Here is a 24,623-nt window from a genome sequence, read left to right as displayed (position 1 = left end):
GACTCAGTCAAAGCAAACTTCATATACACCCTGCAGAAGGATGTACTAGAAGAACCTACTTAGCGTGCTTAGCGTGATCCGGCTTGCCACCGTGCGGCACGAGGAATACCGACAGGAAGGCGAGGAACGCGGTCACGGCCAGCAGCATCAGACCGATGAAGTAGTTGTTGTGCTCCTGGTTGTAGGTTGCACCCATCACCAGCGGCGGGAAGAAGCCACCCAGCGCGCCAGTAGCAGCAATCACACCGGACACCGCACCAACGTTCTTCGGGTCAGCAACGCGACCCAACCAGCCGAAGACCGAGCCGTGGCCCAGACCCAGCAGAGCACCCATCAGGATGAAGACAGCACCGTACACGTGCTCAGCATTAGGCTGGAATGCGGTAATAACTGCCAGAATCACCACACCGCCCAGGGAGATGAGGGAGATAATCTTCGGACCGAACTTATCAGCCAGAACACCACCGAAGGGACGAGCCACCACAGCGGCAGCGGTAAAGCCAGCCGCACGCAGACCAGCGTCATTAGCGTCGAAGCGGTAGATGTTGCTCAGGTAAGTGGGCAGGTAGTTCGAGAATGCCACGAAGGCACCGAACACAACTGCGTAGAGGAAGCAGAGCTGCCAAGTGGTCTTCACCTTGAATGCGCGAATAATCTTCGGCATCAGCGGGGTGACCTCACGGCCGATGGTTGCCGGAGAATCCTTCAAGAAGAAGAAAGAGATAGCAGCGGTTACAGCACAGATAACAGCAATCAGAACATGAGTCTGGAAGTAACCGATACCCTGCACCAGGCGGGGGGTAGCGAATGCGGAAACCGCGGTACCCACCATGCCTGCACCGAACACGCCGGTTGCGAAGCCCTTCTTCGATGCGTCATACCATGCCGAGCTGAAGGGAATACCTATAGCGAACACGGTACCCGCAATACCCAGGAAGAACGCCACAACAAGCAGCATGGGCAGCGAGTTCATCTGACCAGCAACACCAACCAGGAAGACCAGGGGCGCGCTAATCGCCAGAACAGCGGTGAACATAATACGACCACCGTAGCGGTCAGTCAGACCACCAACGGGAATACGGCCGATAGCGCCGATGAAAATCGGCATAGCAACCAGAAGGCTGGTCATACCAGCGTCCAGGTGCATCTGCTTTGCGTACATCTTGGCCAGCGGGCCAACAACGGTCCACGCCCAGAAACCAATGGTAGAGGCGAAGGTTGCAAGCAGAACGTTACGGAGCTGACCATTCTTCAGGTCGTAGCTCGGTGCAGCAGGGGTGCTCATATTTCCTCTTTTGCAATATGGATATGTGTATTAGCGGTCGGCGCGCTCACGCGGGAGAGTACCAACCGGATCCCAACCTCGACGTGCACCAACACGCTGGCCGCCACGAGAGCGGTACACGGTGTAGGGGCGGAAGAGGTAGTGCAGGGGCACAGTCAGTGCATGCACCAGGCGGGTAAACGGCCAAATGATGAACAGAACCATAGCCACCACGATGTGAATCTTGAAAGCCACAGGAATATTCACCATCAGAGCCACCTCAGGGTGGAAGTAGAACAGCGAACGGAACCACACAGAAATGGTCTCACGGTAGTTGAAGTGAACCTCGTGACCATTCACCGGAGGCAAACCGCCCGAGGGGTTCACTGCCGAAATCAGAGTAGCCGCAGTACCGGCGAGAATCACCAGAACCAAAACGACATACATGAAAACGTCATTACGAGTGGTAGCCGAACGCACACGAGAGTTCGAAGCGCGGCGACCAATCAGAACGAACATACCAACAATGGTTGCGACCGCAGCGACAGAACCGCCAACCAGCGCCACAATGTGGTAAGTGTCATCCGAAACGACCAGGTCGGTGAATGCCTTAGGCACCAGCAGACCACCAACGTGGCCAAGGAAAACGGCCGCAAGACCGTAATGGAACAGGGGCGAAGCGATGCGCAACAGCTTCGATTCATAGACCTGGGACGAGCGGGTAGTCCATCCGAACTGGTCAGTACGGTAACGCCAAATGGTGCCACCAATCAGAACGACCAGTGCAACATAGGGCAGAACGCCCCACAGCAGGATGTCAACAATACCCGGATCGGCTACAGCCTGTGCAGCATGTCCTGCGTTCTCAGAAGCAAGTACGTACACGTGTTGTCTCCTCACAAGGGATAAAACTAGTTAGAACGAGCCGAAGCCTGCTGGAGCAGCTGGTGATCAGCGTAGCCATTCAGGCCAACAGTCTCGACGGGAGGGCCGTAGCCAGCCATCTTCTGGACCTCTTCCTGAGTCTGCGGAGAGACGCCAGGAAGGGTATCGCAGATGCTCTGCAACAACCCGTAGTGGGGCAGATTTCCGTCCTTCATGGACAGACGAAGAAGCTCAAGGGACGGACGGTACGCCTGCAAAGCGGAACGGCCCTTACGGCGATCCACCAACGCACAGAACTCCAGCACCAGCGGCAGGTAGTCCGGAAGCTCACCATTCAAAACGGTCAACATACCGGAGTCGCGGTACATCTGCTTGAAACGCAGAAGAGTCTCACCACGGCGGCGGGTATCGCCATCGGTCCAGTAGGACAGATGCAGAGAATGACGACGCGAAAGGTCGTACTCCTGCACGTACTCGGACTGCACATCCTCCAGGTCCTTAGAAGTCAGCCACTGCTGAACCGCATCAACGGCAGCAATGAAAGCCTCATCCTGGGTGGAAGCGGTAATCTCCACCAGTTCAGGCAGAACCTTCAGAGTATCCTCATCGGGGTAGCCCAGGAGCATACCGCTCACCTGGTAAATCACCGAGTCCTTATCCTCGCCGGGACCGTAATCGATATCGAACGGGTTCTCCGGCTGAGCCGGCTCCGAGACAGCAGCCTCGGAACCGGCCTTGCCCATGAGCTTGGAAAAGAATCCAGCCACTTATTACTTCTTTCCGGTGGTATTCGGGAAGAGGCCGTCAGGACGGGAAGAACCGTCCCAGCTGAACAAGCTGACCTTGTTGTTAGCCTCGTAGACACCGGTGGACACGGGGGTCGGGCGACCCTCCATGTCGTTGAACGCATCGCCGTACATGCCGGGTCCGCCATCCACGCTCAGGGAGCAGCCCATTTCCTCAAGGTTGTGGGCGTCTTCCATGTGAGCCTTCGGAATGACGTAACGCTCGTTGTACTTAGCGATAGCCATCAGGCGGTACATCTCGTACACCTGCTGACCAGTCATGCCAACTGCCTGAGCAATCTCCTCGTTGCCTTCGCCACCGAGGTTGATGTCACGCATGTACGAACGCATCGCAGCCAGGCGGCGCAGAACGTTAGTAACAACCTCAGTGTCACCAGCGGTGAACAGCTCAGCCAGGTACTCAACCGGAATACGGAGAGACTCAATAGCGCCGAACAGGTTGTTGCTGTTCTCTGCATCGTGGCCCTGCTCCTTGAGCAGGTCAACAATCGGAGACAGCGGCGGCACGTACCAAACCATCGGCATGGTGCGGTACTCGGGGTGCAGGGGCAGAGCCACCTTCCACTCCTTCGCCAGCTTGTACACGGGCGACTTCTGAGCTGCAGTAATCCACGCATCGGGGATGTCGTTCTTACGAGCCTGCTCAATCACAGCCGGATCCGAAGGATCAAGCATCAGCGACAGCTGAGCCTCGTAGAGGTCCTTCTCGTCCTCAACCGAAGCAGCCTCAGTCACGCGGTCTGCATCGTAGAGGAAGATACCGATGTAGCGCATACGACCAACACAGGTCTCAGCACACACGGTCGGAATACCAGCCTCAATACGGGGGTAGCAGAAGGTACACTTCTCAGCCTTACCCGTCTTGTGGTTGAAGTACACCTTCTTGTAGGGGCAGCCGGTGATGCACTGACGCCAACCGCGGCAACGGTCCTGGTCAACCAGAACGATACCGTCCTCAGCGCGCTTGTAGATAGCGCCGGAGGGGCAAGAAGCCATGCAGGAGGGGTTCAAGCAGTGCTCACAAATACGAGGCAGGTAGAACATGAAGGTCTGCTCGAACTCGAACTTAATCTTGTCCTCAGCCTTCTTGCGAACCTTCTCAACCAGCGGGTCCAGGTGACCGTACTCGGTCGCACCAGCCAGGTTGTCGTCCCAGTTCATACCCCACTCGACCTTGGTGTCCTCACCGGTGATGAGGGAGACCGGCTTAGCAGCCGGGAAGTCATCACCCAGAGGAGCACTGGTCAGGTTCTGGTAATCGTAGGTCCAGGGCTCGTAGTAGTCGTTCAGCTCGGGCTGAATCGGGGAAGCGAAGATCGTGAAGAGCTTCTGGAAGCGGTTACCGCTCTTGAGCTCCAGACGACCGCGCTTGTTCAGCACCCAGCCGCCCTTCCACTTCTCCTGATCCTCGTAACGGCGGGGGTAACCCTGGCCGGGACGAGTCTCAACGTTGTTGAACCAGACGTACTCGGTACCGGCTCGGTTCGTCCATGCCTGCTTACAGGTCACGGAGCAGGTGTGGCAGCCGATGCACTTATCGAGCGCCATCACCATAGCAACTTGTGCCATAACGCGCATTAGAAAGTTACCTCCTGGGACTTACGGCGACGGATGTACGAGACGATGTCTCGCTGGTTACCGGTCGGTCCAAGATAGTTGAAGGCGAACGCCTGGTGAGCGTAGCCACCAATCATGTGGGTGGGCTTCAGAAGAATACGGGTCACCGAGTTGTGAATACCACCGCGCTTACCGGTGACTTCAGACTTCGGGCTAACCATACGCTCCTGAGCGTGGTAGACGTAGCAAACGCCCTCGGGCATACGGTGCGAAACAACCGCACGGCCGACGAAGACACCATTGGTGTTCACACACTCAATCCACTCGCCATCCTTGACGCCAATCTTCTCAGCGTCCTGCGGGCTCATCCATGCAGTCGGACCGCCACGGAACATGCTCAGCATGTAGTGGTTATCGAAGTACTGCGAGTGAATTGCCCACTTGTTGTGCGGGGTCAGGTAGCGAACAGCAACCGAAACACCATCGGTAGTACCGAGCTCAGGCTCGTTGTACAGGCCGGTCATATCCAGCGGCGGACGGTAAATCGGCAGAGCCTCGCCCATTTCGTGCATCCAGTCGTGGTCGAGGAAGAAGTGCATACGGCCGGTCAGGGTGTGGAACGGCTTCTTCTTCTCGATGTTGACGGTGAACGGAGCGTAACGGCGACCACCGGTCTCCGAACCGGACCACTCGGGGGAGGTCATCACGGGCTGCGGTGCGGCCTGGGTCATGGGGAAGGTGATACGACGTTCCTCGTTACCTTCTGCCAGGTCCATCAGGTGCAGACCGGTCTGCTTCTCAAGCTCCTTGAAGCCCTTGACAGCGACCTCACCGTTGGAGGTACCGGAAATCATGAGGATTGCTTCAGAAATCTTCACGTCGGTATCCAGTGCCGGACGGCCTGCGCCCTTACCGGAGTCCATCACACCGAATTCCTTAGCCATCTTCGCGACTTCGTCCTTCAGGTCGTAAGTGATGAACTTGGTGGTTGCACCGAGCTTATCGAACAGCGGGCCAACGGTGGTGTACATGTCGTACAGTGCGCCGTAGTCGCGCTCGACGGTGACGAAGTTCGGCATGTTCTTGCCGGGTACGCCCACCATACCGGGGGTGTTCTTCCAGTCGGGTGCGTGACCGCCGGGCTGAGCAATCTGGCCGGGGGTGTCGTGCAACAGCGGGACCGAAACGATGTCCTTACGGACGCCGAGGTGCTTCTTAGCCAGGCGGCTGAACTCAAACGCCAGTGCCTTGAAGGTCTCGTGGTCGGTCTTTGCCTCCCACGGCGGGTCAATTGCCGGGGAGAACGCGTGCAGGAACGGGTGCATATCGGTCGAGGAGATATCGTGCTTCTCGTACCAGGTAGCAGTCGGCAGAACGATGTCAGACAGCAGGGTCGTGGAGGTCATACGGAAGTCCGAGGTGACCAGCAGATCCAGCTTGCCCTGAGGTGCGTCCTCAACCCACTTCACTTCGTTCGGCAGCTTCTCCGAGTCGGAGCCCTGGACGTTGTCCATGCTACCGACCAGGTGCTTCAGGAAGTAGCTCTCACCCTTAGCGGAGGAACCGAACAGGTTCGAACGCCACAGGGTCAGGGTACGAGGCCAGTTGACGGGGTTGTCAACGTCCTCAACGGAGAACTCCAGGTCACCGGAGTTCAGACGCTGTGCAATGTAGTCCGCGTTCGAGGAAGCCTCGCCGCGTGCCACAGCCTGCTCTGCCTTGTCTGCCAGGTCCAGCGAGTTCTCAGGGAACTGCGGGTAGAACGGCATCCAGCCCATACGGGTAGAACGTGCCACAACGTCAGCAGTGTGAACGTCGCGCAGCTCGCCCTTAGCCAGCGGGGACTGCAGGTAGTCGGTGGAGTATGCATCCTGACGGAACTGGTCAGTGTGCATGTACCAGAAGCCGGTACCGATCATGTGACGCGGCGGACGGCTCCAGTCCAGAGCGTTCGCAATGTTGGTCAGACCGGTCAGCGGACGTGCCTTCTCCTGGCCCACGTAGTGAGCCCAACCGCCACCGTTACGGCCCTGGCAACCGGTCAGGTTCAGCAGAGCGAGAATAGAGCGGTAGGTGGTGTCAGCGTGGTACCACTGGCAGATACCTGCACCGAAGATAATCATGGAGCGGCCACCGGAATCCAGGGCGCTCTTAGCGAACTCGCGGGCAACGCGGATAACAGCCTCGGCGGGGACAGAAGTAATCTGCTCCTGCCATGCCGGGGTGTTCTGAACGTCCCAGTCCTCGTAGTCCTTAGCCCAGGTACCGGGCAGGCCCTCACGGCCCACACCGTACTGTGCCAGCATGATGTCGAAGACGGTGGTGACTTCGTGGCCTTCAACGTAAGCTACGGGCACACCGCGGGTAATGACGTCGCCGTGACCCTTCGGGTTGTCGAAGGTCGGCATCTTGATCTCTGCAGCTGCAGTCTGGCCCTGGGGCAGGTCGCGAATCGACAGGATCGGCTTACGGCCCTGCAGGTCCAGGTTCCACTTGCCCTGGTCTTCCTGAGCGTAACGGTGACCCATGGTGCCGTTGGGAACGAAGACCTCACCGGTCTCGCGGTCCATCAGGACGGGCTTGAAGTCAGCGTTCGGCTGCTCAGCCTCGCCAGCGAGCTTAGCAGCGGTCAGGAACTTGGAGGGGACCTTAACGCCGTCTTCACGGGTTTCCAGGGTGACCAGGAAGGGAAGGTCGGTGTAGGTCAGGGAGAAGTCCTCGAAGAACTCGACACGCTGGTCGACATAGTTCTCCTTGAGGATGACGTGGCCCATCGCCATAGCCAGTGCCGCGTCGGTACCTGCCTGGGCGGGCAGCCACTCGTCAGCGAACTTGGTGTTGTCGGCGTAGTCGGGGCTCACGGTGACAACCTTGGTACCGCGGTAGCGAACCTCGGAGACCCAGTGAGCGTCCGGGGTACGGGTCAGCGGAACGTTTGCGCCCCACATGATGAGGTACGTAGCGTCCCACCAGTCGCCAGACTCGGGAACGTCGGTCTGGTCGCCGAAGACCTGCGGGGAAGCCACGGGAAGGTCAGCGTACCAGTCGTAGAAGCTGGTCATGACGCCACCGGCCAGCTGGATGTAGCGAACACCCGCGCTGAAGGACGCCATGGACATTGCCGGAATCGGGGTGAAGCCGGTGTTACGGTCGGGACCGTAGTACTTGATGGTGTGCACGTGAGCAGCAGCCATCAGCTCGAGAGCCTCAGCCCAGGTCGAGCGCACCAGACCACCCTTACCACGTGCGTTCACGTAGCGTGCACGCTTGGCGGGGTCGGACACGATGGAGTGGAAGGCGTCCACGGGATCGTTGTGGATTGCCTTCGCTTCGCGGTACATCTCCAGCAGGAGACCGCGAACGTAGGGGTACTTAACGCGAGTGGGAGAGTAGGTGTACCACGAAAATGCTGCACCGCGGGGGCAACCGCGGGGTTCGTACTCGGGGCGGTCGGGACCAACCGAGGGGTAATCGGTTTCCTGTGCTTCCCAGGTGATAATGCCGTCCTTGACGTACACCTTCCAGGAGCAGGAGCCGGTGCAGTTCACGCCGTGGGTAGAGCGAACTTCCTTATCGTGGCTCCAACGGTCGCGGTAGAAGGCGTCACCTTCGCGGCCGCCTTCACGGAAGACGGCGCGGCCGTCTTCAGTCTCATCCCAGCGGGAGAAGAACTTACCGAACTTGATCAGCTGATCGGTAAGGGGGCCATCCGGGCCCTTAATCTGTGATGCTTGTTCCATACTGCCCAATATATCGGAAATTTGGCATAGAAAATACGAGATAAAAACCTTGCCTAATTCATGCGAAATAAGGGTGTTTTAGACCGTAAGCCAGGCGGAAATTCCACCCTCAAGCATGTACACAGAACGCTCCTCCAGAGGCGCTATTTCACGAGCCGCTTCAACCGTTCGGGTGTATCCGGTGCAGTAAATAACGATTTTCTGGGCATTTGCGGGGATTTTACGCTCAATTAGGGCTTTGAGGGAGTCATTTCGAGCCGCTTCAAGCAATTCAGTGAGGGGTAGATTACTGGCACCATCAATCGCAAAGGCATTGAACTCCACCTGCTCACGGACATCCAAAAGGGCAATATTTTCACCCGATGACATCTTTTTAAGGTCCTGAGCGCTCATCGAGCGGGGCTTCGAGTCAGCAGAAGAGCTTGTAAAATCCTGAGAAATATTACGAATTGTTACATGATTTTTGGGCTTATGACTCGTTTCTTGGGGCAAAACAGCGCTTTTCTTAGGTACAGCTTGCACGCTAGCTACAAGAGGTATATATTCCCACCTTCCGCTTAATGCCGAATATAGGCCAACCTCACCCATGAGCGGCTCCCCCACCCCGGTCAGCAGCTTCACCGCCTCCATGGCCATCGCAGCACCCACCACGCCAGCCATAGCACCCACCACGCCAGCAGTACTACACGACGGCACGCTACCGGCAGCAGGAGCATGAGGGTACAAATCCTCATACACCGGACCGCGACCAGCCCAAAACACACTCAGCTGCGCATCAAAACCAAGGATCGCAGCCCATACATGCGCAATCCCAGCACGCGCAGCCGCCGCCGACACCACATAACGCGACTCGAAATTATCGCTACCATCCAGCACCAGGTCAGCACCAGACAGAAGCTCATCAACATTCGCCTCCGTCAAACGCTCACGCACCGGCACAACCTCAATAAAAGGATTCAGCGAGCGCAAAGACTCTGCGGCAGACTCAGCCTTAGAATTACCCACTCTGGCGTGCGTATGAATCACCTGGCGGTGCAGATTCGAAGCATCCACGAAGTCATCATCAACCACCACAATCTGACCGACCCCGGCACCCGCCAGGTACAGTAGCGCGGGAGCGCCCAAACCGCCAGCACCCAGCACCACCACGCGTGCGCGCTTGAGCGCCAACTGAGCCTCGTAACCCATTTCGGGCAGAATCAGCTGACGAGAGTAGAACGCACGCTCAGCGGCAGAGAGCTCGCCCGTGCCGGTTGAAGGCTGAGAAGACATAGGGATTCCTCGCGTCTAGTAGTAGAGGTGACTTGAGCTTTCAAAGAGCCAAGCTTCAAGGAGAATAAGCCTGCCCGAGAGAAATCCCCCTGACAGGCTTATATAGAGATATCAGAATATTCAGAAGGCTAAGCGGGAGAAGTGTCCACACCAACCCACTCGATGCTTCCATCGAGCAGTTCCTGTTCCTTCCAAATCGGCACACGAGCCTTCACCCGGTCAGCCACCAGCTCACAGGCATCAAACGCGCGGCCACGGTGAGCAGCCGCCGCCATCACGGTCAGAGCCGACTCACCAATAGCAATCGGACCCACACGATGCACAGCCCACAGACGCACACCGTCCAGCTCGGCAGCAACCTCGGCGGCAACCTCCGCAATATACTCACGAACCTGCGGATGCGCGCTATAGGACAGCCCGCGAACCGCACTACCGTGATCATGGTTGCGTACAATGCCGTCAAAAATTACCAGGGCACCCATAGCGTCAGTCATGACCTCAGCCTTAGCCGCCGCGTACAGCGGCTCCAGGGGCGCTTCCGTAATATCGGTGAACACCACGGTCGAGCCGCTCGGCTCAGCACCGTGCGCACCCGAATGGTCCAGGGATTCTTCGTTCTGCGGCTTAGTGGTCATGGTAGTCCTCCATCTGACGGCAAATGTGCTCAACAAGCGGGTCGAGGGTTGCCACGCCGTCCTTCACACCACCACGCGAACCGGGCAGGGTCATCACGAAGGTTCGGTCAATGACGCCCGCCACGCCGCGTGAAAGCACCGCGGCGGGAACGTTCTTCAGACCGTTCATCCAGAAGGCGTGCATGATGCCGGGTACTTCCTTGTCCAGGTGTGGGCGAACCGCCTCCACGGTCTGGTCGTCAGAGTTCAGACCGGTACCACCGCTGGTCAGGATGAAGGTCGGTAGGTTACCGTTCTTCTTACCTTCAGCCACCAGGGTGTTGAAGTACTCGACAATATCGCGGTCTTCAATGACCACGGCATCCGGGGTGTCGAAGCCGCGCGAGCGCAGCCACTCCACGGCGATGGGGCCGGACTTATCCTCGTACACACCGCGGGCTGCACGGGTGGAGGCGACAATAACCAGGCCGGTGAGGTTCTCGGGCATGGTGTAGTCTTCGCTACTCATTGGCTTTCCTTTTCTGTATCTATCAGGTGACGGTGGGATCGGTGGGGGCGGTGTGCCGCCGTAACTTAGGAGTCCTCGCGGACGGACCAGTCGCCGGACTTGCCGCCGCTCTTCTCCAGAACACGGATATCGGTAATGACGGCGTACTTATCGACTGCCTTGATCATGTCGAAAACGGTCAATGCCGCCGAGGAGACGGCGGTGAGCGCCTCCATCTCTACGCCGGTGACGCCGCGGGTCTTCACGGACGCCTCAATACGCACGAAGTCGGTGCCGCGCTCAAAGTCCACCGTGATCTTACCCAGGGGCAGCGGGTGGCAGAGGGGAATGATTTCCGGGGTGCGCTTAGCTCCCATGATGCCGGCAACGCGTGCAACAGGAAGAGCGTCGCCCTTGGGCAGATCGGCATCAAAAATCATGGCGATAACGTCTTCGCGGGTGCGCACGGTCGCCTCAGCCAGGGCGGTGCGGGTGGTGACAGACTTCTCCGTAACATCCACCATGTGCGCCGAGCCGTCGGCGCGCACATGGGTCAGTTCCTGGTTGGGCTGCGAGGTAGAGGTCATCGTTTCTCCTGGCTTCTGCGCGGTATTCTTCTGCCGCGAATCGTTACTTAGTGTGAGTCTCAATTATTCCTTGTCTATCGGACAAGGAACAATGCGGGGCGTTTCGTTTAGTTATCGGTGAGGCGAATGCGGTGGTAGGGTACCGCCTCTCCCCCGGTGTAGGTGGTTCCGGGCGCCAGCTCAATGAGCACATCCGCCTGGGCGGCGCGGTGCAGCAGGTGCGAGCCTGAGAGGATGTCTGGGTAGAGCTCCACCCGGTAGGTTCCGGGTTCCACCTCGACCATGGCGAGGGTGCCGCGCAGGAACTGGCGCTTGGTCGCCGGTGCGGTAAGCGGGGTGTCGGTGACGAGCACGCCTCGGGGTGCGTTGTTCAGGGTTGCCTGTTCAGAGGCAACCGCGTGGGGCACACCGTAGGGGCCGCCGGCTCGCAGGTAGGGGCGCAGAATCAGCGCGTACGAGATGAGGGTGCTCACAGGGTTGCCGGGGAAGGAAATCATGGGCACGCGGTGACCCTTGAAAGCGAGAACGTTTACGCCCTGGGGGCCGCCGGGCTGCTGGCTGACGTGGCCGAACCAGGAGATGGGCACCAGAATATCGGCTTCGTGTGCCTTGGCGATGGCGTTGCGGACCACCTCGTATTTACCGTGGCTGATACCGCCCGAGGTGATGATGATGTCCGGTTTGAAACTCTCGTATTCTGCCGTGAGACGGTGCAGTAGCTCGATAGGATCGTCACCGATAGCGATGCGTCGCACCTCCGCTCCGTCTTCGCGGAGCATGGCGGTGAGCATGGGGCCGTTGGCATCAAAAATCTGGCCCTGAGCGAGTTCCTGAGTGGTGGCGCTTCCGTCTTCTTCAACACCGGAGAGGATCTCGTCGCCGCCGGTGCAGACGAGCACGCGGGGACCTGCCGCGACGGTCAAGCGGGCATAGCCCTGGGATGCGAGCGCACCGAGCAGAGCGGGGGTGACGCGTTCACCGGCGCGTGCGAGGACCTGACCGGTGACGACGTCTTCACCGCGGCGGCGCACGAACTGCCCGGGCTTGCCGGGGGCAAGTTTGACCTTTTCGCTGGGGCGGCCGAAGGATTCGGGCAGGTCGGGGTATTCGATGCGTTCGGACTGTTCGACGGGAATAACGGCGTCGTAGCCCTTGGGCATGGGCGCGCCGGTCATGATGGGGTAGGTCAGGTCGTCGGAGGAGCGGGAACGCTGCAGGGGGCGGCCTGCGGGGATTTCACGTCCGACGGTGAAGATGCGGTCTTCGCGTTCTGCAGCTTCGGCGGTGAGTGCGTAGCCGTCCATTTGGGAGTTGTCGAAGCTGGGTACGTCCATGCGTGCGGTGACGTCTTGGGCGAGGATGCGTCCTGCCGCGTGGTAGAGGGGAACCGTTTCTGCTGTGCCGATGAAGACTTCGCGTAGCAGGAGCGCCAGGTAGGCGCGGTATTCTTCGGTGCTAGGGGTTCCATTGAATTCGGGGGAAATCATGGCGGTTCCAATCGTGCGGCGGCGGTTATGACTAGTGTAGGTGTGTGTTTGTGGACTGGTAAATGCAGTTTTGCCTAAGGACCGGTGTGTGCCGGCCGGTATGTGGGGCAAGTGACGAAGCGGCTTATCGGGTGCTTTCGCGTAGTTTTTTGAGGGCACGGATCAGGCCGAGGACCCCGAAGATTCCTAGGTAGAGGCTGATGAGTATCAGGGCGCTTCCGAGGGCGCTGGGGATGTCGCTGCTGTTGATGGCTAGGTCGATGGCGAGGGGTATGGTTTGGGTTTTGCCTTGCACATTGCCGGCGAAGGTGACGGTTGCGCCGTATTCACCAAGCGCTCGGGCGAAGGAGAGAAGGAAGGCGGTGGCGAGGCCGGGCGCGGCGAGGGGCAGGAGCACTTTGAAGGTGATTTCTGCGGGTTTAGCGCCTTCGACGAGGGCGATTTCTTCGTATTCGCGGGGAATAGCCTGCAGGGTGGTGACCGCGGTGGCAACGAAGAAGGGTAGGGCAACGAAGACTTGGGCGATAATCACCGCGTTGGGGGTGAAGGGGATAGAGATTCCTGCCTGGTAGAGGTAGGTGCCGATCATGCCTTTGCGTCCCCAGAAAAAGAGCAGACCGAGTCCGGAGACGACCGGGGAGAGAATCACCGGGGTGTAGATGATGGCGTAGAGAACTGACCCGAATCGGTGTAGCCGCGAGCGGTTGAGCACTTTGGAGAGCACGAGCGCCAGGGGTGCACCGAGAAGCCCGCAGATGAGGGTGGAGGCGGCGGCAGTACTGAGGGAGAGGTTTGCCGCCCCGAGCACCTGCGGGGTGAAGATGCTGCCGAGCTGGCTCCAGGGGATGTTGAGGAAGAGCCCGAGGAGCGGTCCGGCAATGAGGAAAACACCCAGCGACGCCGGAACCAGGAAGAGCACGGGCACGGAGGCGAAGAGGCTACTTCCGGGTGTGCGTGAGGTTCCGGCGTTGCGGCGGGTAGCGGTAGTGTCTGTCATGGGTGATGAGACGCGGGTTGTTCCCTACTGTGGCGGTGCTGAATTACTGTGCGGTGTTGAAGCCGTACTCGGTGAGGATTTTCTTCGCCTCGTCGGAGTTCTTCAGCCATTCGTTGAACTTCTTCGCGGTTTCGGAGGAAGAGCCGGTCTTGCTGAGCGCTGCGGGGTATTCGTTGCGTTCCACATCGGTCAGCTCGACGGAGCCGAGGTTGACGCCCTTTTTCTTGGCGGCGGCGAGGTCGGTGGTATAGATGAAGCCCGCATCGGCGTTACCGGTGGTGACCTTGGTGGCTACGTCGGTGACCTTGCTTTCGGTGGTTGCGTTCTTGAGGGTGATGTCGTGCTTCTTCAGTTCCTGGTGGGCGATGGTGCCGCAGGGGACGTCTTCTTTGCAGACTGCGACGACGCCGTCGGTGGTCTTGAGATCGTCGAGGCTGTTGATCTTGCCGGGGTTGCCTTCGGCGGTGACGAGTACGAGCTTGTTGGTGACCAGAACGTTGGTTTCGGAAGCCGAGAACTGGTCGAGCTTCTTTGCTTTGTCCATGTTCTTGGTGTCTGCGGTGATGAGCAGGTCGGGGGTTGCGCCCTGTTCGATCTGGTTGACGAGCTTTGCGGAGCCTTCAAAGACGAAGGTGACGTCTACGCCGGGGTTGGCGGCTTCGTATGCCTTTTCGAGGTCTGCACCTGCGTTGTTCAGGGAGGCGGCGGCAAAAACTTCGACCTTTCCGGAGGTAGCCTGGCTGCTCGATGCGGAGGCAGTGGACGAAGAGGAGCTCTGGGTGGCGCCGCATCCGGTGAGGGCGAGGGTTGCTGCGGCAAGCGCGCTGAGGGCTGCGAGGGGGCTCTTCATGAGGTATTTCCTTGGTTAGTTCGTACTGCTATTGAAGGTGAGGTGCGTCCATGTGCGGGCTCTGTATGACGTTCCGTGTACGTCCCTAGCTTGTACACGCGGCGTTACTTCGTCGTGGTTGTCTGCCGTGGCGCAGTTGTAACTTACCCTGCACACACTATGTACGGGGCGCCGGAACATGGAATAATCATATTGTCACCTGAAATATGCAAATTTTCCACATAGGTTTTACATGGCGTACACGGCAAATTCGGCCTCTTCTGAGCTCATTGCGGGCCCAACGTTAAGCACCTTATCTTCTGCGGAGGGTAACGGGGCTGCTTTTATTACGCCCGAAAAATCTGAGAGCGGCGTAAAGGTCGAGCATAAGCTCCCGAATATTACAAACAGCGGTCCGCTCTTGGACCGTTGGGGTCGCGTGGCGACGGATCTGCGTATCTCTCTGACCGATAAATGTAATCTTCGTTGCATTTATTGCATGCCGGCGGATGGTTTGCAGTGGCTTCCCAAGGAGAATCTGCTCTCCGCCGAGGAGATCGCGCGCCTTGCCGATATTGCGATTACTGAGCTGGGCGTTGAGGAGATCCGCTTTACCGGTGGCGAGCCGCTGGTGCGCGCCGATTTGGTGGACATTATTTCCCGTATCCATCAGGCGCATCCGGATGTTCCGCTTGCTATTACGACGAACGGTATTGGTTTGGAGAAGCGTGCCGCCGCCCTGGCGGAGGCTGGTCTGACCCGCATCAATGTTTCTCTGGATACGATTTGCCGTGAAACCTTTGCCGAGTTGACCCGCCGCGATAAGCTCGATGCCGTGCTCAAGGGTATTGATGGTGCTGCTGAGGCTGGTCTGTGGCCCATCAAAATTAATGCTGTGCTGATGCCGGGTCTGAATGATGATCAGGCTCCGGAGCTTCTGCGCTGGGCGTTGGCGGGTGGCTATCAGCTGCGTTTTATTGAGCAGATGCCGCTGGATGCCGATAACCGTTGGACCCGCGAGGGCACGATTACTGCCGCTGAGATTCGCCAGAAGCTATCGGCTGAGTACGTTCTGGGTTCGGTGGCTGAGGCACGTGGCGATTCCCCCGCTCAGCTGTGGGAGGTGTACCCGCTCGGCACTGCCCTGGATGAGGCGGGCTTCCCGGCTGACGGTACCGAGTCGCTGGGCCGTGTGGGCATTATCGCTTCGGTGACGGAGTCGTTCTGCAATGCGTGCACCCGCACCCGTCTGACGGCGGACGGCAAGATTCGCTCGTGTTTGTTCTCTGACACTGAGACTGACCTGATGCAGCTTCTGCGTTCCGGTGCTGACGATCAGCAACTGGCTCTGCGTTGGCGTGAAGGCATGTGGTTTAAGCCGCGCGCTCACGGCAAGGAAGATGCTGACTTCGATATTGAGGAGTTCGCCAAGGCGAGCCGCTCGATGAGCGCTATTGGTGGCTAAGGAAGCTACCCTATTTATTAGCCGGATATACAGCCAAATATGCGTTGGACAAGGTATTTTACTGCCACCTTACCCCCTGGCTTTCGGCTACCCTACTCAGAGTTTGATCAAGGATTGAGGAGCATTATGCAGGTTCATTTTTTCGCTGCCGCGCGTTCTGCGGCGGGTACCACGCAACTGTCGGTGCCCCTGGTTGAGCTGCCGTCTGCAACTCTTGGCGCACTGATTGAGCATCTGGGCCAGAGCTTGGAGGGTACGACCCCTTCGGGTCTGACTCTTGCGCAGGTCATGGAGCAGTGCTCATTCCTGGTCAATGGTGCCCGTTCTGATGCGCAGGCGCCCCTGCAGGATGCCGATCGTGTGGACGTTCTGCCTCCCTTTGCGGGTGGATAATGCGGGCGGATAAGATACCCGGTTCTGAGCTTGCCGCTGAGGGTGATTTTTCGTGCGCCGCGGTCGTTGTTGCCGGAGGCGCTTCTCGCCGCCTGAACCACGTGCCGAAGGCGTCCCTGTCTGACGGCACGAGCACCCTGCTGGATTGCGCCCTGGAGGCGGTGGCGAGCGCATCCCCGCGCGTGGTGGTGGGTCCTGGGAGCTTGCCGTTGCCGTCGGGGGTGTTGCGTACTCGTGAGGATCCGCCGTTTTCGGGTCCTGCTGCGGCGATTCATGCCGGCTTGGAGTGTATTGCAGCCGATTGCGAGCGCTCGCAGGCGCCGCTGCCGAGCTGGTGCCTGATTTTAGGCGTAGATACTCCGCGTATTGCTCCGGCGGTTCAGCAGTTACTTACCGCCGCGCGGGCTGCCGAGCAGGCCGCGACCGCTATCCCCTCCCCCACCGATTCTGAAGCGCCCAACGATTCTGAAGCATCTGCAGGTTTCTGGGGGGTTGCTGAGGGCATCTATCAGCCGCTGGTGGGTATTTACCGTTTTGAGGCGATCCGTTCGGTCTTTTCGACCGGCACGACTGACGCTTCTGTTCGTTCTTTTTTGCGCCGTTTGAACCCCGCGACGGTGGAGATGTCTGCCGCTGATACCGCCGATGTTGATACGTGGGAGCAGGCGCAGGCTCTTGGCTATACGACTTCGCTCTGGTCGAGTTATTAGCATGAGTTATTAGCATCTGAGGCGCGCGGGAGCGCTAGTTGCCAAGCTACGAGTACCCTAGTGGTAGGTCTCAGTTCTTAACGCCCGACCGGGCGATGTTTTTGAGCTCGCGCGCTGTTGCGCGTCCCGCACACACTTTTACGAGGTACGATGTCTCACCATATTCCTTCTGTTTCGTGGCAGCAGGCCCGTCAGATTCTGCATGAGGAGGGCCAGCAGGTTGCGCCCCATGTTAAGACGGAATCTTTGCCGCTGTTGGCGACGATTGGCCATTACTTGGCGGCCGATATTTATTCGGTGATGCCGGTGCCCCACTACAGTTCTTCGGCGATGGACGGCTATGCTGTGGCGGGTGTGCCTCCGTGGCGTCTGGTGACTCCTGCGTACCCGGAGGATTCTCGCGCGAATATTCACCGTCTAACGGTGCCGATTGCTCCGGGTGAGGCGACCCCGATTCTGACGGGCGGTTTAATCCCGGAGGGTGCCGAGGCGATTGTGCGTGAGGAGCATTCGCGTCTGTATGAAGGTGCGGAGGGTTCTTCTCGTCCGGGCGTGGGTTCCCATTTGGAGACTCAGGCGAGCATTCATTACCTGGATATGGCGGAGGGTTTTGAGCCTCCGGCACCGGGTGCTGATATTCGCCATGCCGGTGCTGAGCTGGAGCGTGGCGAGCTGTTGGCGCGCCACGGTGACCGTGTGTCTGCGCGTATGGCGGCGTTCTTGGGCACGAATGGTTTTGATGAGTTGCCGGTGTATGCCCCGATTCCGGTGCGTTGCGCGTTTACGGGTAATGAGGTCATTACCTTTGGTGTGCCTGCGCCGGGTCAGGTGCGTGATGCCTTTGGCGGCTTCATGGAGCATGCGATTATTTCTGCAGGCTGCGAGGCGCGCCCGTCGATTCGCCTGGCGGATGTTGAGTCTGAGTTCCGCACGTTCTTGTCCACATCGACGGCTCGTGTGCTGGTGTTTACGGGCGGGTCGAGCACCTCGGGTGTTGATTTGGTGCGTAAGGTGCTCAACGATATGGGTGCGACGTACCTGTTTGAGTCGGTGGATGTGCGTCCGGGTCATCCTGCGTTGGCTGCGCGTTTGCCGGTTCCGGAGACGGGCCCGAATTCGGGTCGTGAGCGTTTTGTGTTGGGTCTGCCGGGTAATCCTTTGGCTGCGTACACGGCTTTATATTCGTATTTGCCGCCGCTTTTGGCTGGTATGAGGGATATGCCTCTGCCTGAGCTGGATTCGGCGGTTCTGGGTGAGCCTGTTGATACGTTGCGTAAGCCGGCAGAGGCTCGTCTGCTTCCTGTGTCGGTGCGTGACGGTGTGGCGTATCCTCTACCGAAGTCGGCGTCGCATATGTTGTCCTCGTTGGCGGCGGCTACTCACTGCGCGGTGTTGGATGATTCTTCGGTGCGAGGTTCTGCGCATGAGGTGGGGGCTCGCGTTCCGGTTATTCCGGTGCTGTAGACCGGCACTGCAAATCGGTGCGGTTGGCAGCACAGGGGAAAGCGCTTTTTCTGGTTTTTGAGGCCCCGTTAGCTCCTGTGAAGAAGGTATAGTAGAAAGATATGTCAATCGTTTAACATATCGAAGGGAGCCCCCGTGGCAAAGCCCAAACTCAGCGACGTTGCAGCCCTAGCGGGCGTCTCCCCCACCACGGTCTCCCGCGTACTCAATAACCGCGGCTACCTGAGCGAAAATACCCGCACCAAGGTCCACGAGGCGATGCGGGAACTCGGCTACAGACCCAATGCCATCGCTCGCAGCCTACAGGGTCAGCGCTCGCAGATGGTGGGCCTCATCTTCCCCACGGTCGCAAACCCCTTCTACGGGGAGATGGTGTACCGCCTCGAAAGCTACCTCGCCGAAGAGGGCTACCGGGTCATTCTCTGCAATAGCGACGATCACCCCGAGCAAGAAAAGCGCTACCTGGAGATGCTCTTCTCCAATCAGGTGGACGGCATCATCAGCGGCGCCCACTCAGACGCGCTGGTTAACATTCCGCATGCGCAGGCTCCCCTAGTGACCGTAGACCGTCTCGAAAGCGGTTTCTATCCGAATATTCGCTCTGATAACTACGGAGGTGCCCGCGCCGCCACGGAGCACCTCATCGCCACGGGTGCGCAGAATATTGTGCACGTAACTTCTACCATGGGTGAGCACAATGAGCGTCAGCGCGGCTACCGTGAGGCAATGCTTGAGGCGGGGCTCATGCCGGAGTTCGTAGAGCTGGGCTTCCGCCCTTCGCTGGGCATTAAGCGTGAGGTGCTCTACCGCTACCTGGATGAGCGTGCCGATAGCCCCGAGCCGGTGGACGCGGTCTTCGCCTCCAACGATAATTACGCCGCACTCACCCTGGGGTGGGCGCGTGCTCGAGGCATTCGCGTTCCTGAGGATTTCCAGGTGATTGGCTATGACGGCACGCAGAGCGTTCAGTTACTCATGCCGGAACTAGCGACCGTGGTTCAGCCGATTGAGGGTATAGCGAAGCGTACCGCGCAGCGTCTACTGGAGTTGGTTGAGCTGCAGCAGGGAGAATCCGCGGAGGAAGCTGCTCCCCCAAACAGCCAGCCCCCGATAAGCCAGCCTGAGGATGTACTCCCCGTTGAGCTCCATCTGGGGGCTACGGTGCGTTCCATCCCAGATCTGGATCAGATTCAGCCTGATATGTCTGCTCCGGATGAGCTCCAATAAGAATCTCGTCTTCTGAGAATAAAAATCCGCCCCACCGTGCGAGTGCTCACGGTGGGGCGGATTTTGTATATACATTTATCGGTTTTGTGAGCGTCCGGAAGTTTTAGGAGTTGCGCTGCACAATCTCGGCCGGGCCGGTTCCAGGGTAGACCATGCCGACGGCGTGCGCCTTGGAGAAGATGCCGTGGAACGGGCCGAGGGAGAAGAATCCGCGGCGCTCGTAAAGGCGTGCGCTGTCGTAGGTCGATGCTTCGAGGTAGGCGGGGTAGTCGCCAATGCGTTCGGTACCGTAGTCGAGTAGCTGGGAACCAATGCCCCGGCTACGATACTCTTCGAGAACACCAATGTTGAAGAGGTACCAGTGCTTGTACGCGGGGCGGTACTTGAGCAGATGTAGCTCCATTAGGATCGCCTTCAGCAGAGTCTTGCAGCCGAGCGCCTTGTAGTAGGCGCCAATCTGCTTGAGTTCGTTAGCGAAGGAACCTTCCTGGGATTCGGGGGTGTTCCAGAGGCAGACACCCACGATTTTTCCGGTGGTGTTGTCAATAGCAATGTCGATACGTCCGCGGCCCTGGAAGTTACCGTAGACCTGCAGGGTCATGATTGCGCGGAGCTTGGCAAGTTCCTGTCGGCGGCTACCACCTGCAATGACTGCCATCATGGCGGGGTCTCCGTCGAATGCGGCAATCAGCACCTCGAGCGCATCTGCATATTCATGAGACTCGGCGGTGCGGACGGTATAGGAGGCTGAGGTCATATTCACCCTTTACAAAAGCTTGAAACTATACATAAATATTAGCTGGATTATTCACTCCTGGCTAATAAATTGTTCCTTATCAAGACATTTTTCATGGCTATGCACCAATGTGTGCCAGCTTATATTGCACCAATATGCATAATTTTAGTGAATATTTATTCACATACTTTTTGCACGCTCTTGCAGGAAAAATTGAACACCCCGCACCAACTCTAGGGAGAGCGGTACGGGGTGCACATCACGTTGAGGTTATCTACTCATCAAGAGTGCAGACTATGCGTTAGCCTTTGCCTTCAGTGCAACCTTCAGGAGCGAATCCGCGTTGGTCACAGAAGCGCCCGAAGCCTGGACATCTTCAACCGAAGCAGCTGCCTTCTTGGAGTTGGTGATCACCATGGGGGTTGCCAGCGGGTAGCCAGCAGCCTTAATCGCGGGAATATCGAACTCAGCGATTACGTCGCCGCGCTTGACGGTGTCCCCCTTAGCAACCTTGGGCTCGAAGTGCTTGCCGTCAAGCTCAACGGTGTCCATGCCGATGTGCATCAGCAGATCCAGGCCGTCCTCGGTGCGCAGACCGTAGGCGTGGCCGGTGGGGAATGCGACGGTAATCTTGCCGTCAGCCGGTGCGTAGAGCTTACCTTCGGTGGGCTCCACTGCAGTGCCTGCACCCAGTGCGCCGGAGGAGAAGGTGGGGTCCTTGACGTCAGCCAGCAGAACCACGGAACCGACCATGTGGGAGCCGATTTCGACGCTCTCGCCAGCCTCAGCTGCTACGGCAGTAGAGGGGGCTGCGGCAGCTGCCACGGGAGCCGCAGCAGCGGGTGCCTCAGCTTCCTCAGTGTTGCCCGCCTCGACCTTCTTACCCCAGATGAAGGAGGCAACGAAGGCGATGACGGTGGTCAGGACGAGGCAGCCCAAGAAGCCCGGGATACCTGCACCAACGGTTGCTTCAATCGAGGGGAAGCCAAGGTAACCAGCAGCGCCCAGCTTACCCGCCTTAATTCCAAGAATAGAGGTAACCATCGAACCAATACCCGCGGAAACGATTGCAATGTAGAAGGGCCAGCGCAGAGCCAGGTTCACACCGAACATTGCGGGCTCGGTAATGCCCAGGAACGCGGAGGGTGCGGCTGCAGAAGCAATACCCTTAATCTTCTTGTTCTTGGTGGTCAGTGCGACACCGGCTGCAGCACCACCCTGAGCCACGTTAGACATGGAGGCAACGACGAAGATGAAGGAACCACCGGTAGCCCACAGGCTCATCTCGATGGGCGGGAATGCCTGGTGCATACCGGTCATCACGATGAATGCGTAGAAGGTACCGAAGAGCAGACCGCCGAGCGGGCCGGCAACGGTGTAGAGCCAGTTGATGCTTTCACCCAGCCAGGTGCCCAGCTGGAACATCGGGGGTCCAACCAACAGGAAGGTCAGGAAGCCGGTGATCAGGATGGTGAGGGTCGGGGTGAAGATGAAGTCGATGGTTCCCTTGAGGACCTTGTGGAAGAACTTCTCGAGGTGGGACAGGATAAATGCGACCAGCATGATGGGCAGCACGGTACCCTGGTAGCCCGCCTGCTGAACCTGCAAACCGAAGAGGTTCCAGTACTTCATCGGGTCGGTGCCTTCAGCACCTGCCAGGGATGCTGCGACGTTGTAGCCATTCATCAGGGCCGGGGATACCATTGCGGCACCCATGGTCATACCCAGGTAGGGGTTACCGCCGAAGACCTTGGTGGCGGAGAAGCCGACCAGCACGGGCAGGAAGGCGAAGGGAGCGGCGGAGAGCAGGTTAACGATATCCGCGAAGTCAGCCCACTCAGGGAAAAGTTCAATAACTGCCTGGGGGCCAAAAATACCCTTAGAGGTCAGGAGGCTATTGAGCGCCATCAGCATACCGCCACCGACCAGCACCGGGATGAGCGGCACGAAGATGTCAGCAATGGTCTTGATGAAGCGGGAGACAATGTTGCCCTGCTTGGAGGCAATTTCCTTGAGCTCGTCCTTAGACGCCTCGGGCGCGCCAGCGGCGATGAGGTGCTTGTGGACCTCGTTGACGTCGCCGGGGCCGACGATGATCTGGAACTGGCCAGCGTTGAGGAAGCTGCCCTTGAGGTCTTCGTCGTTGTCGATTGCTGCCTGGTCGACCTTGTCCTGGTTCTTCAGGACGAGGCGAAGGCGGGTTGCGCAGTGTGCGGCTGCAACGATGTTGCCGGCGCCACCGACGTCCTTCAGCACGCGCTGTGCCACTGACTTGTGGTCCACGCTCGCTCTCCTTTGTTTGGAGCACCACCGTATGATGCTTTGTGAATGGGGTGGGGTGACATGTCTGTGTGTGCATGTCATATGTATGTCATACGTTTGACATATCAGATGTAAAACATGGTATCACGGGAAAGTTCTTAAAAGCGAGGGCCCACCCTCCATACGGAGAGTGAGCCCTCAGACATATTCAGAAATTACCAGAAACCACCCGTGCAGGCGGCTCCTAACGCTTAGAAAACGGCTTAGAGGCGGCCGTACTCTAGGGACAACACCTCGCCACCAGTCAGGCGGACACGGCGCTTATCGCCCTTGAAGAAGGTACGAGCGGTCATGACCTCAGCACCCATGGACGCGACCAACTTGCCGCCCACGTACAGTTCGGTAGCCGAGCCATCCACCAGCAGATCAAACTCGCGAATCTTCGAACGCTTCAGGGTACGGCGGCGCAGGCTACCACCCTCGGTGTAGCGGGTACCGCCACGGTCCATCTGCACAAAGTCCTTATCCAGCACAATGCTCAGAGCCACGCCGTGAGTGTCCTTAATCTTCAGCTTCACGCTCTCATCAGAGACGTTCACGCGGCCGCGCAGACGGAAGGTCAGGGCGTTCTTCAGCTCTACGAGCTTGCCCTTCTCCTCCTCACGGTACAGAGGCTTCATCTCCATCGCGTCATTCAGCTGCGGAACCGGACGCTGGAAAATCTTGCCGTTACGCAGGTGCAGCTCACGCGGGTAGGTGAACATGTGCACCCAGCGGTGACTCCACGAGGGCAGGTCGTCCTGGGCTGCGTTACCCAGCCACGCAATCATCACCGGGGCATCGCCGCTCACGGTGTGCGGTGCCTTCGGGTCAGCAGTCAGGCCGGTACCGGAGATGGTCTGCGGAGCGTAGAACTCGAAACCTGCATCCAGCTCGGTGAAGGGGGTCTCCACGGTGAACTTGAGGGTCTCATTATCCAGCGAACCGACAATGTAGCCGCTCTGGAAAATGTTGTTGTACTTCTCGCCGAGGGGCTCTATGCCCTGCGGGCTGAAAATCAGCACGTCGCGGATTTCGCCGGTCAGCTCATCGCGCATGCTCAGCAGGGAGGGGCACTCATACATGTAGGTGCCCTTGAGGGTCTTGTCCTTGATGCCCAGCTCGCCGCGGAAGGTCCACTCGCGGCGGTCCTTGGAGGTGTACACGACCACAGCACCGGTCAGGTCCTCACGCTGAGCACCAATAACCATCCACCATTCGCCGTTACGCTCAAAGACGTGCGGATCGCGGTAGTGTGCAGTGTAGCCCTTTGCGGGGCCGGAAATCAGCGGGGGCAGCTGACGGGTCGGCTTCGCGTCCTCACCCGCAGTTGCGAGAATCTGGTAGGTTTCGCGGTTGCCCTTTTCGTCCTTCACGTTACCGGTGTAGAAGAACTCGAAACCGCCGGGAACCTTAATACCGGAGCCGGAGTAGCAGCCGTGCGAGTCGTAGCGGCTATCGGGAACCAGCGCGGTACCCTCATCGGTCCAGTGGGTCAGGTCCTCGCTCACCGCATGACGCCAGTAGACCATACGCTCCGGGTGCAGGGGCGAGTACTGGTAGAAGGCGTGATAACGCTTACCATCGAAGACCAGGCCGTTCGGGTCATTCAGACGGCCCACGGGAGGCGCCAGGTGTAGAGCCGGGTAATCGCGGTCTTCACGAACACCGGCACCGAAAGCGTCCAGGACCTGCTGTGCTTCAGCCGCCAAGTCGCGGGCGGGTCGCTCGGTTGCGCTCTTCTTCTTTTTCTTCTGCTCGCTCATGTCTATCCGCTTTCG

At 58.7% G+C, this 24,623-nt stretch carries 20 protein-coding genes; 5 read left to right on the top strand and 15 right to left on the bottom strand.

What is annotated here, in order from left to right:
* Positions 1-55: 55 nt before the first annotated feature.
* The 12 genes from ROTMU0001_RS04530 to modA form a co-directional block, all read right to left on the bottom strand.
* Positions 56-1,285: an MFS transporter gene (locus tag ROTMU0001_RS04530; protein ID WP_005508386.1), complete on the bottom strand. Its 1,230-nt coding sequence runs from the start codon at positions 1,283-1,285 to the stop codon at positions 56-58.
* 30 nt (positions 1,286-1,315) lie between these two features.
* Positions 1,316-2,149: a respiratory nitrate reductase subunit gamma gene (gene narI, locus ROTMU0001_RS04525; RefSeq protein WP_005508382.1), complete on the bottom strand. Its 834-nt coding sequence runs from the start codon at positions 2,147-2,149 to the stop codon at positions 1,316-1,318.
* 26 nt (positions 2,150-2,175) lie between these two features.
* Complete coding sequence (narJ, locus tag ROTMU0001_RS04520) at positions 2,176-2,916, bottom strand: nitrate reductase molybdenum cofactor assembly chaperone (RefSeq protein WP_005508381.1); 741 nt, start codon at positions 2,914-2,916, stop codon at positions 2,176-2,178.
* A 3-nt stretch (positions 2,917-2,919) separates the two neighbouring features.
* Complete coding sequence (gene narH, locus ROTMU0001_RS04515; protein ID WP_005504921.1) at positions 2,920-4,533, bottom strand: nitrate reductase subunit beta; 1,614 nt, start codon at positions 4,531-4,533, stop codon at positions 2,920-2,922.
* The gene (locus ROTMU0001_RS04510; protein WP_005508380.1) at positions 4,533-8,252 is read right to left on the bottom strand and encodes a nitrate reductase subunit alpha; all 3,720 of its coding nucleotides are present in this window, start codon (positions 8,250-8,252) and stop codon (positions 4,533-4,535) included. The genes narH and ROTMU0001_RS04510 overlap by 1 nt, the downstream gene beginning before the upstream one ends.
* 78 nt (positions 8,253-8,330) lie before the next feature.
* Positions 8,331-9,524, bottom strand: a complete 1,194-nt coding sequence (locus ROTMU0001_RS04505) for a ThiF family adenylyltransferase (protein WP_005508379.1) — start codon at positions 9,522-9,524, stop codon at positions 8,331-8,333.
* A gap of 128 nt (positions 9,525-9,652) precedes the next feature.
* Positions 9,653-10,159 (bottom strand): molybdenum cofactor biosynthesis protein MoaE, encoded by a 507-nt coding sequence (locus tag ROTMU0001_RS04500; protein WP_005508378.1) that lies wholly within the window; start codon positions 10,157-10,159, stop codon positions 9,653-9,655.
* Complete coding sequence (locus ROTMU0001_RS04495; protein ID WP_005508377.1) at positions 10,149-10,667, bottom strand: MogA/MoaB family molybdenum cofactor biosynthesis protein; 519 nt, start codon at positions 10,665-10,667, stop codon at positions 10,149-10,151. The genes ROTMU0001_RS04500 and ROTMU0001_RS04495 overlap by 11 nt, the downstream gene beginning before the upstream one ends.
* Before the next feature lie 65 nt (positions 10,668-10,732).
* Positions 10,733-11,233: a cyclic pyranopterin monophosphate synthase MoaC gene (gene moaC, locus ROTMU0001_RS04490; protein ID WP_005508376.1), complete on the bottom strand. Its 501-nt coding sequence runs from the start codon at positions 11,231-11,233 to the stop codon at positions 10,733-10,735.
* 107 nt (positions 11,234-11,340) lie between these two features.
* The gene (locus ROTMU0001_RS04485) at positions 11,341-12,720 is read right to left on the bottom strand and encodes a molybdopterin molybdotransferase MoeA (RefSeq protein WP_005508375.1); all 1,380 of its coding nucleotides are present in this window, start codon (positions 12,718-12,720) and stop codon (positions 11,341-11,343) included.
* A gap of 124 nt (positions 12,721-12,844) precedes the next feature.
* Entirely contained in the window at positions 12,845-13,717 is an 873-nt protein-coding gene (locus ROTMU0001_RS04480; protein WP_005508374.1) for an ABC transporter permease, read from the bottom strand.
* 43 nt (positions 13,718-13,760) lie between these two features.
* Positions 13,761-14,567, bottom strand: a complete 807-nt coding sequence (gene modA / locus ROTMU0001_RS04475; RefSeq protein ID WP_005508373.1) for a molybdate ABC transporter substrate-binding protein — start codon at positions 14,565-14,567, stop codon at positions 13,761-13,763.
* A gap of 232 nt (positions 14,568-14,799) precedes the next feature.
* Here modA and moaA point away from each other — a divergent pair, with 232 nt between their 5' ends.
* The 5 genes from moaA (at position 14,800) to ROTMU0001_RS04450 (ending at position 19,805) form a co-directional block, all read left to right on the top strand.
* Positions 14,800-16,011 (top strand): GTP 3',8-cyclase MoaA, encoded by a 1,212-nt coding sequence (gene moaA / locus ROTMU0001_RS04470; protein WP_005508371.1) that lies wholly within the window; start codon positions 14,800-14,802, stop codon positions 16,009-16,011.
* A gap of 126 nt (positions 16,012-16,137) precedes the next feature.
* Positions 16,138-16,404: a MoaD/ThiS family protein gene (locus ROTMU0001_RS04465; protein WP_005508370.1), complete on the top strand. Its 267-nt coding sequence runs from the start codon at positions 16,138-16,140 to the stop codon at positions 16,402-16,404.
* Entirely contained in the window at positions 16,404-17,114 is a 711-nt protein-coding gene (gene mobA, locus ROTMU0001_RS04460; RefSeq protein WP_005508369.1) for a molybdenum cofactor guanylyltransferase, read from the top strand. Before ROTMU0001_RS04465 ends, mobA begins: the two co-directional genes overlap by 1 nt.
* Before the next feature lie 150 nt (positions 17,115-17,264).
* Entirely contained in the window at positions 17,265-18,578 is a 1,314-nt protein-coding gene (locus ROTMU0001_RS04455; RefSeq protein WP_005508367.1) for a molybdopterin molybdotransferase MoeA, read from the top strand.
* A 135-nt stretch (positions 18,579-18,713) separates the two neighbouring features.
* On the top strand, positions 18,714-19,805 hold the full coding sequence (locus ROTMU0001_RS04450; protein WP_005504892.1) for a LacI family DNA-binding transcriptional regulator: 1,092 nt from the start codon (positions 18,714-18,716) through the stop codon (positions 19,803-19,805).
* Between the two features lie 103 nt (positions 19,806-19,908).
* On the opposite strand, the gene ROTMU0001_RS04445 is transcribed toward ROTMU0001_RS04450, so the two are convergent.
* The 3 genes from ROTMU0001_RS04445 to ROTMU0001_RS04435 form a co-directional block, all read right to left on the bottom strand.
* Positions 19,909-20,562: a GNAT family N-acetyltransferase gene (locus ROTMU0001_RS04445; protein ID WP_005504890.1), complete on the bottom strand. Its 654-nt coding sequence runs from the start codon at positions 20,560-20,562 to the stop codon at positions 19,909-19,911.
* A 273-nt stretch (positions 20,563-20,835) separates the two neighbouring features.
* Positions 20,836-22,824, bottom strand: a complete 1,989-nt coding sequence (locus ROTMU0001_RS04440; RefSeq protein WP_005508365.1) for a PTS sucrose transporter subunit IIABC — start codon at positions 22,822-22,824, stop codon at positions 20,836-20,838.
* Between the two features lie 242 nt (positions 22,825-23,066).
* Positions 23,067-24,608, bottom strand: coding sequence for a glycoside hydrolase family 32 protein (locus ROTMU0001_RS04435; RefSeq protein WP_005508364.1), 1,542 nt, complete (start codon positions 24,606-24,608; stop codon positions 23,067-23,069).
* Positions 24,609-24,623: the final 15 nt, after the last annotated feature.

The organism is Rothia mucilaginosa ATCC 25296 (genome assembly GCF_000175615.1).
In the GTDB taxonomy this organism is placed as follows: Bacteria; Actinomycetota; Actinomycetes; order Actinomycetales; family Micrococcaceae; genus Rothia; species Rothia mucilaginosa.
Note: the sequence above shows the minus strand (reverse complement) of the source record. Positions and strands in the feature narration are given on the sequence as shown.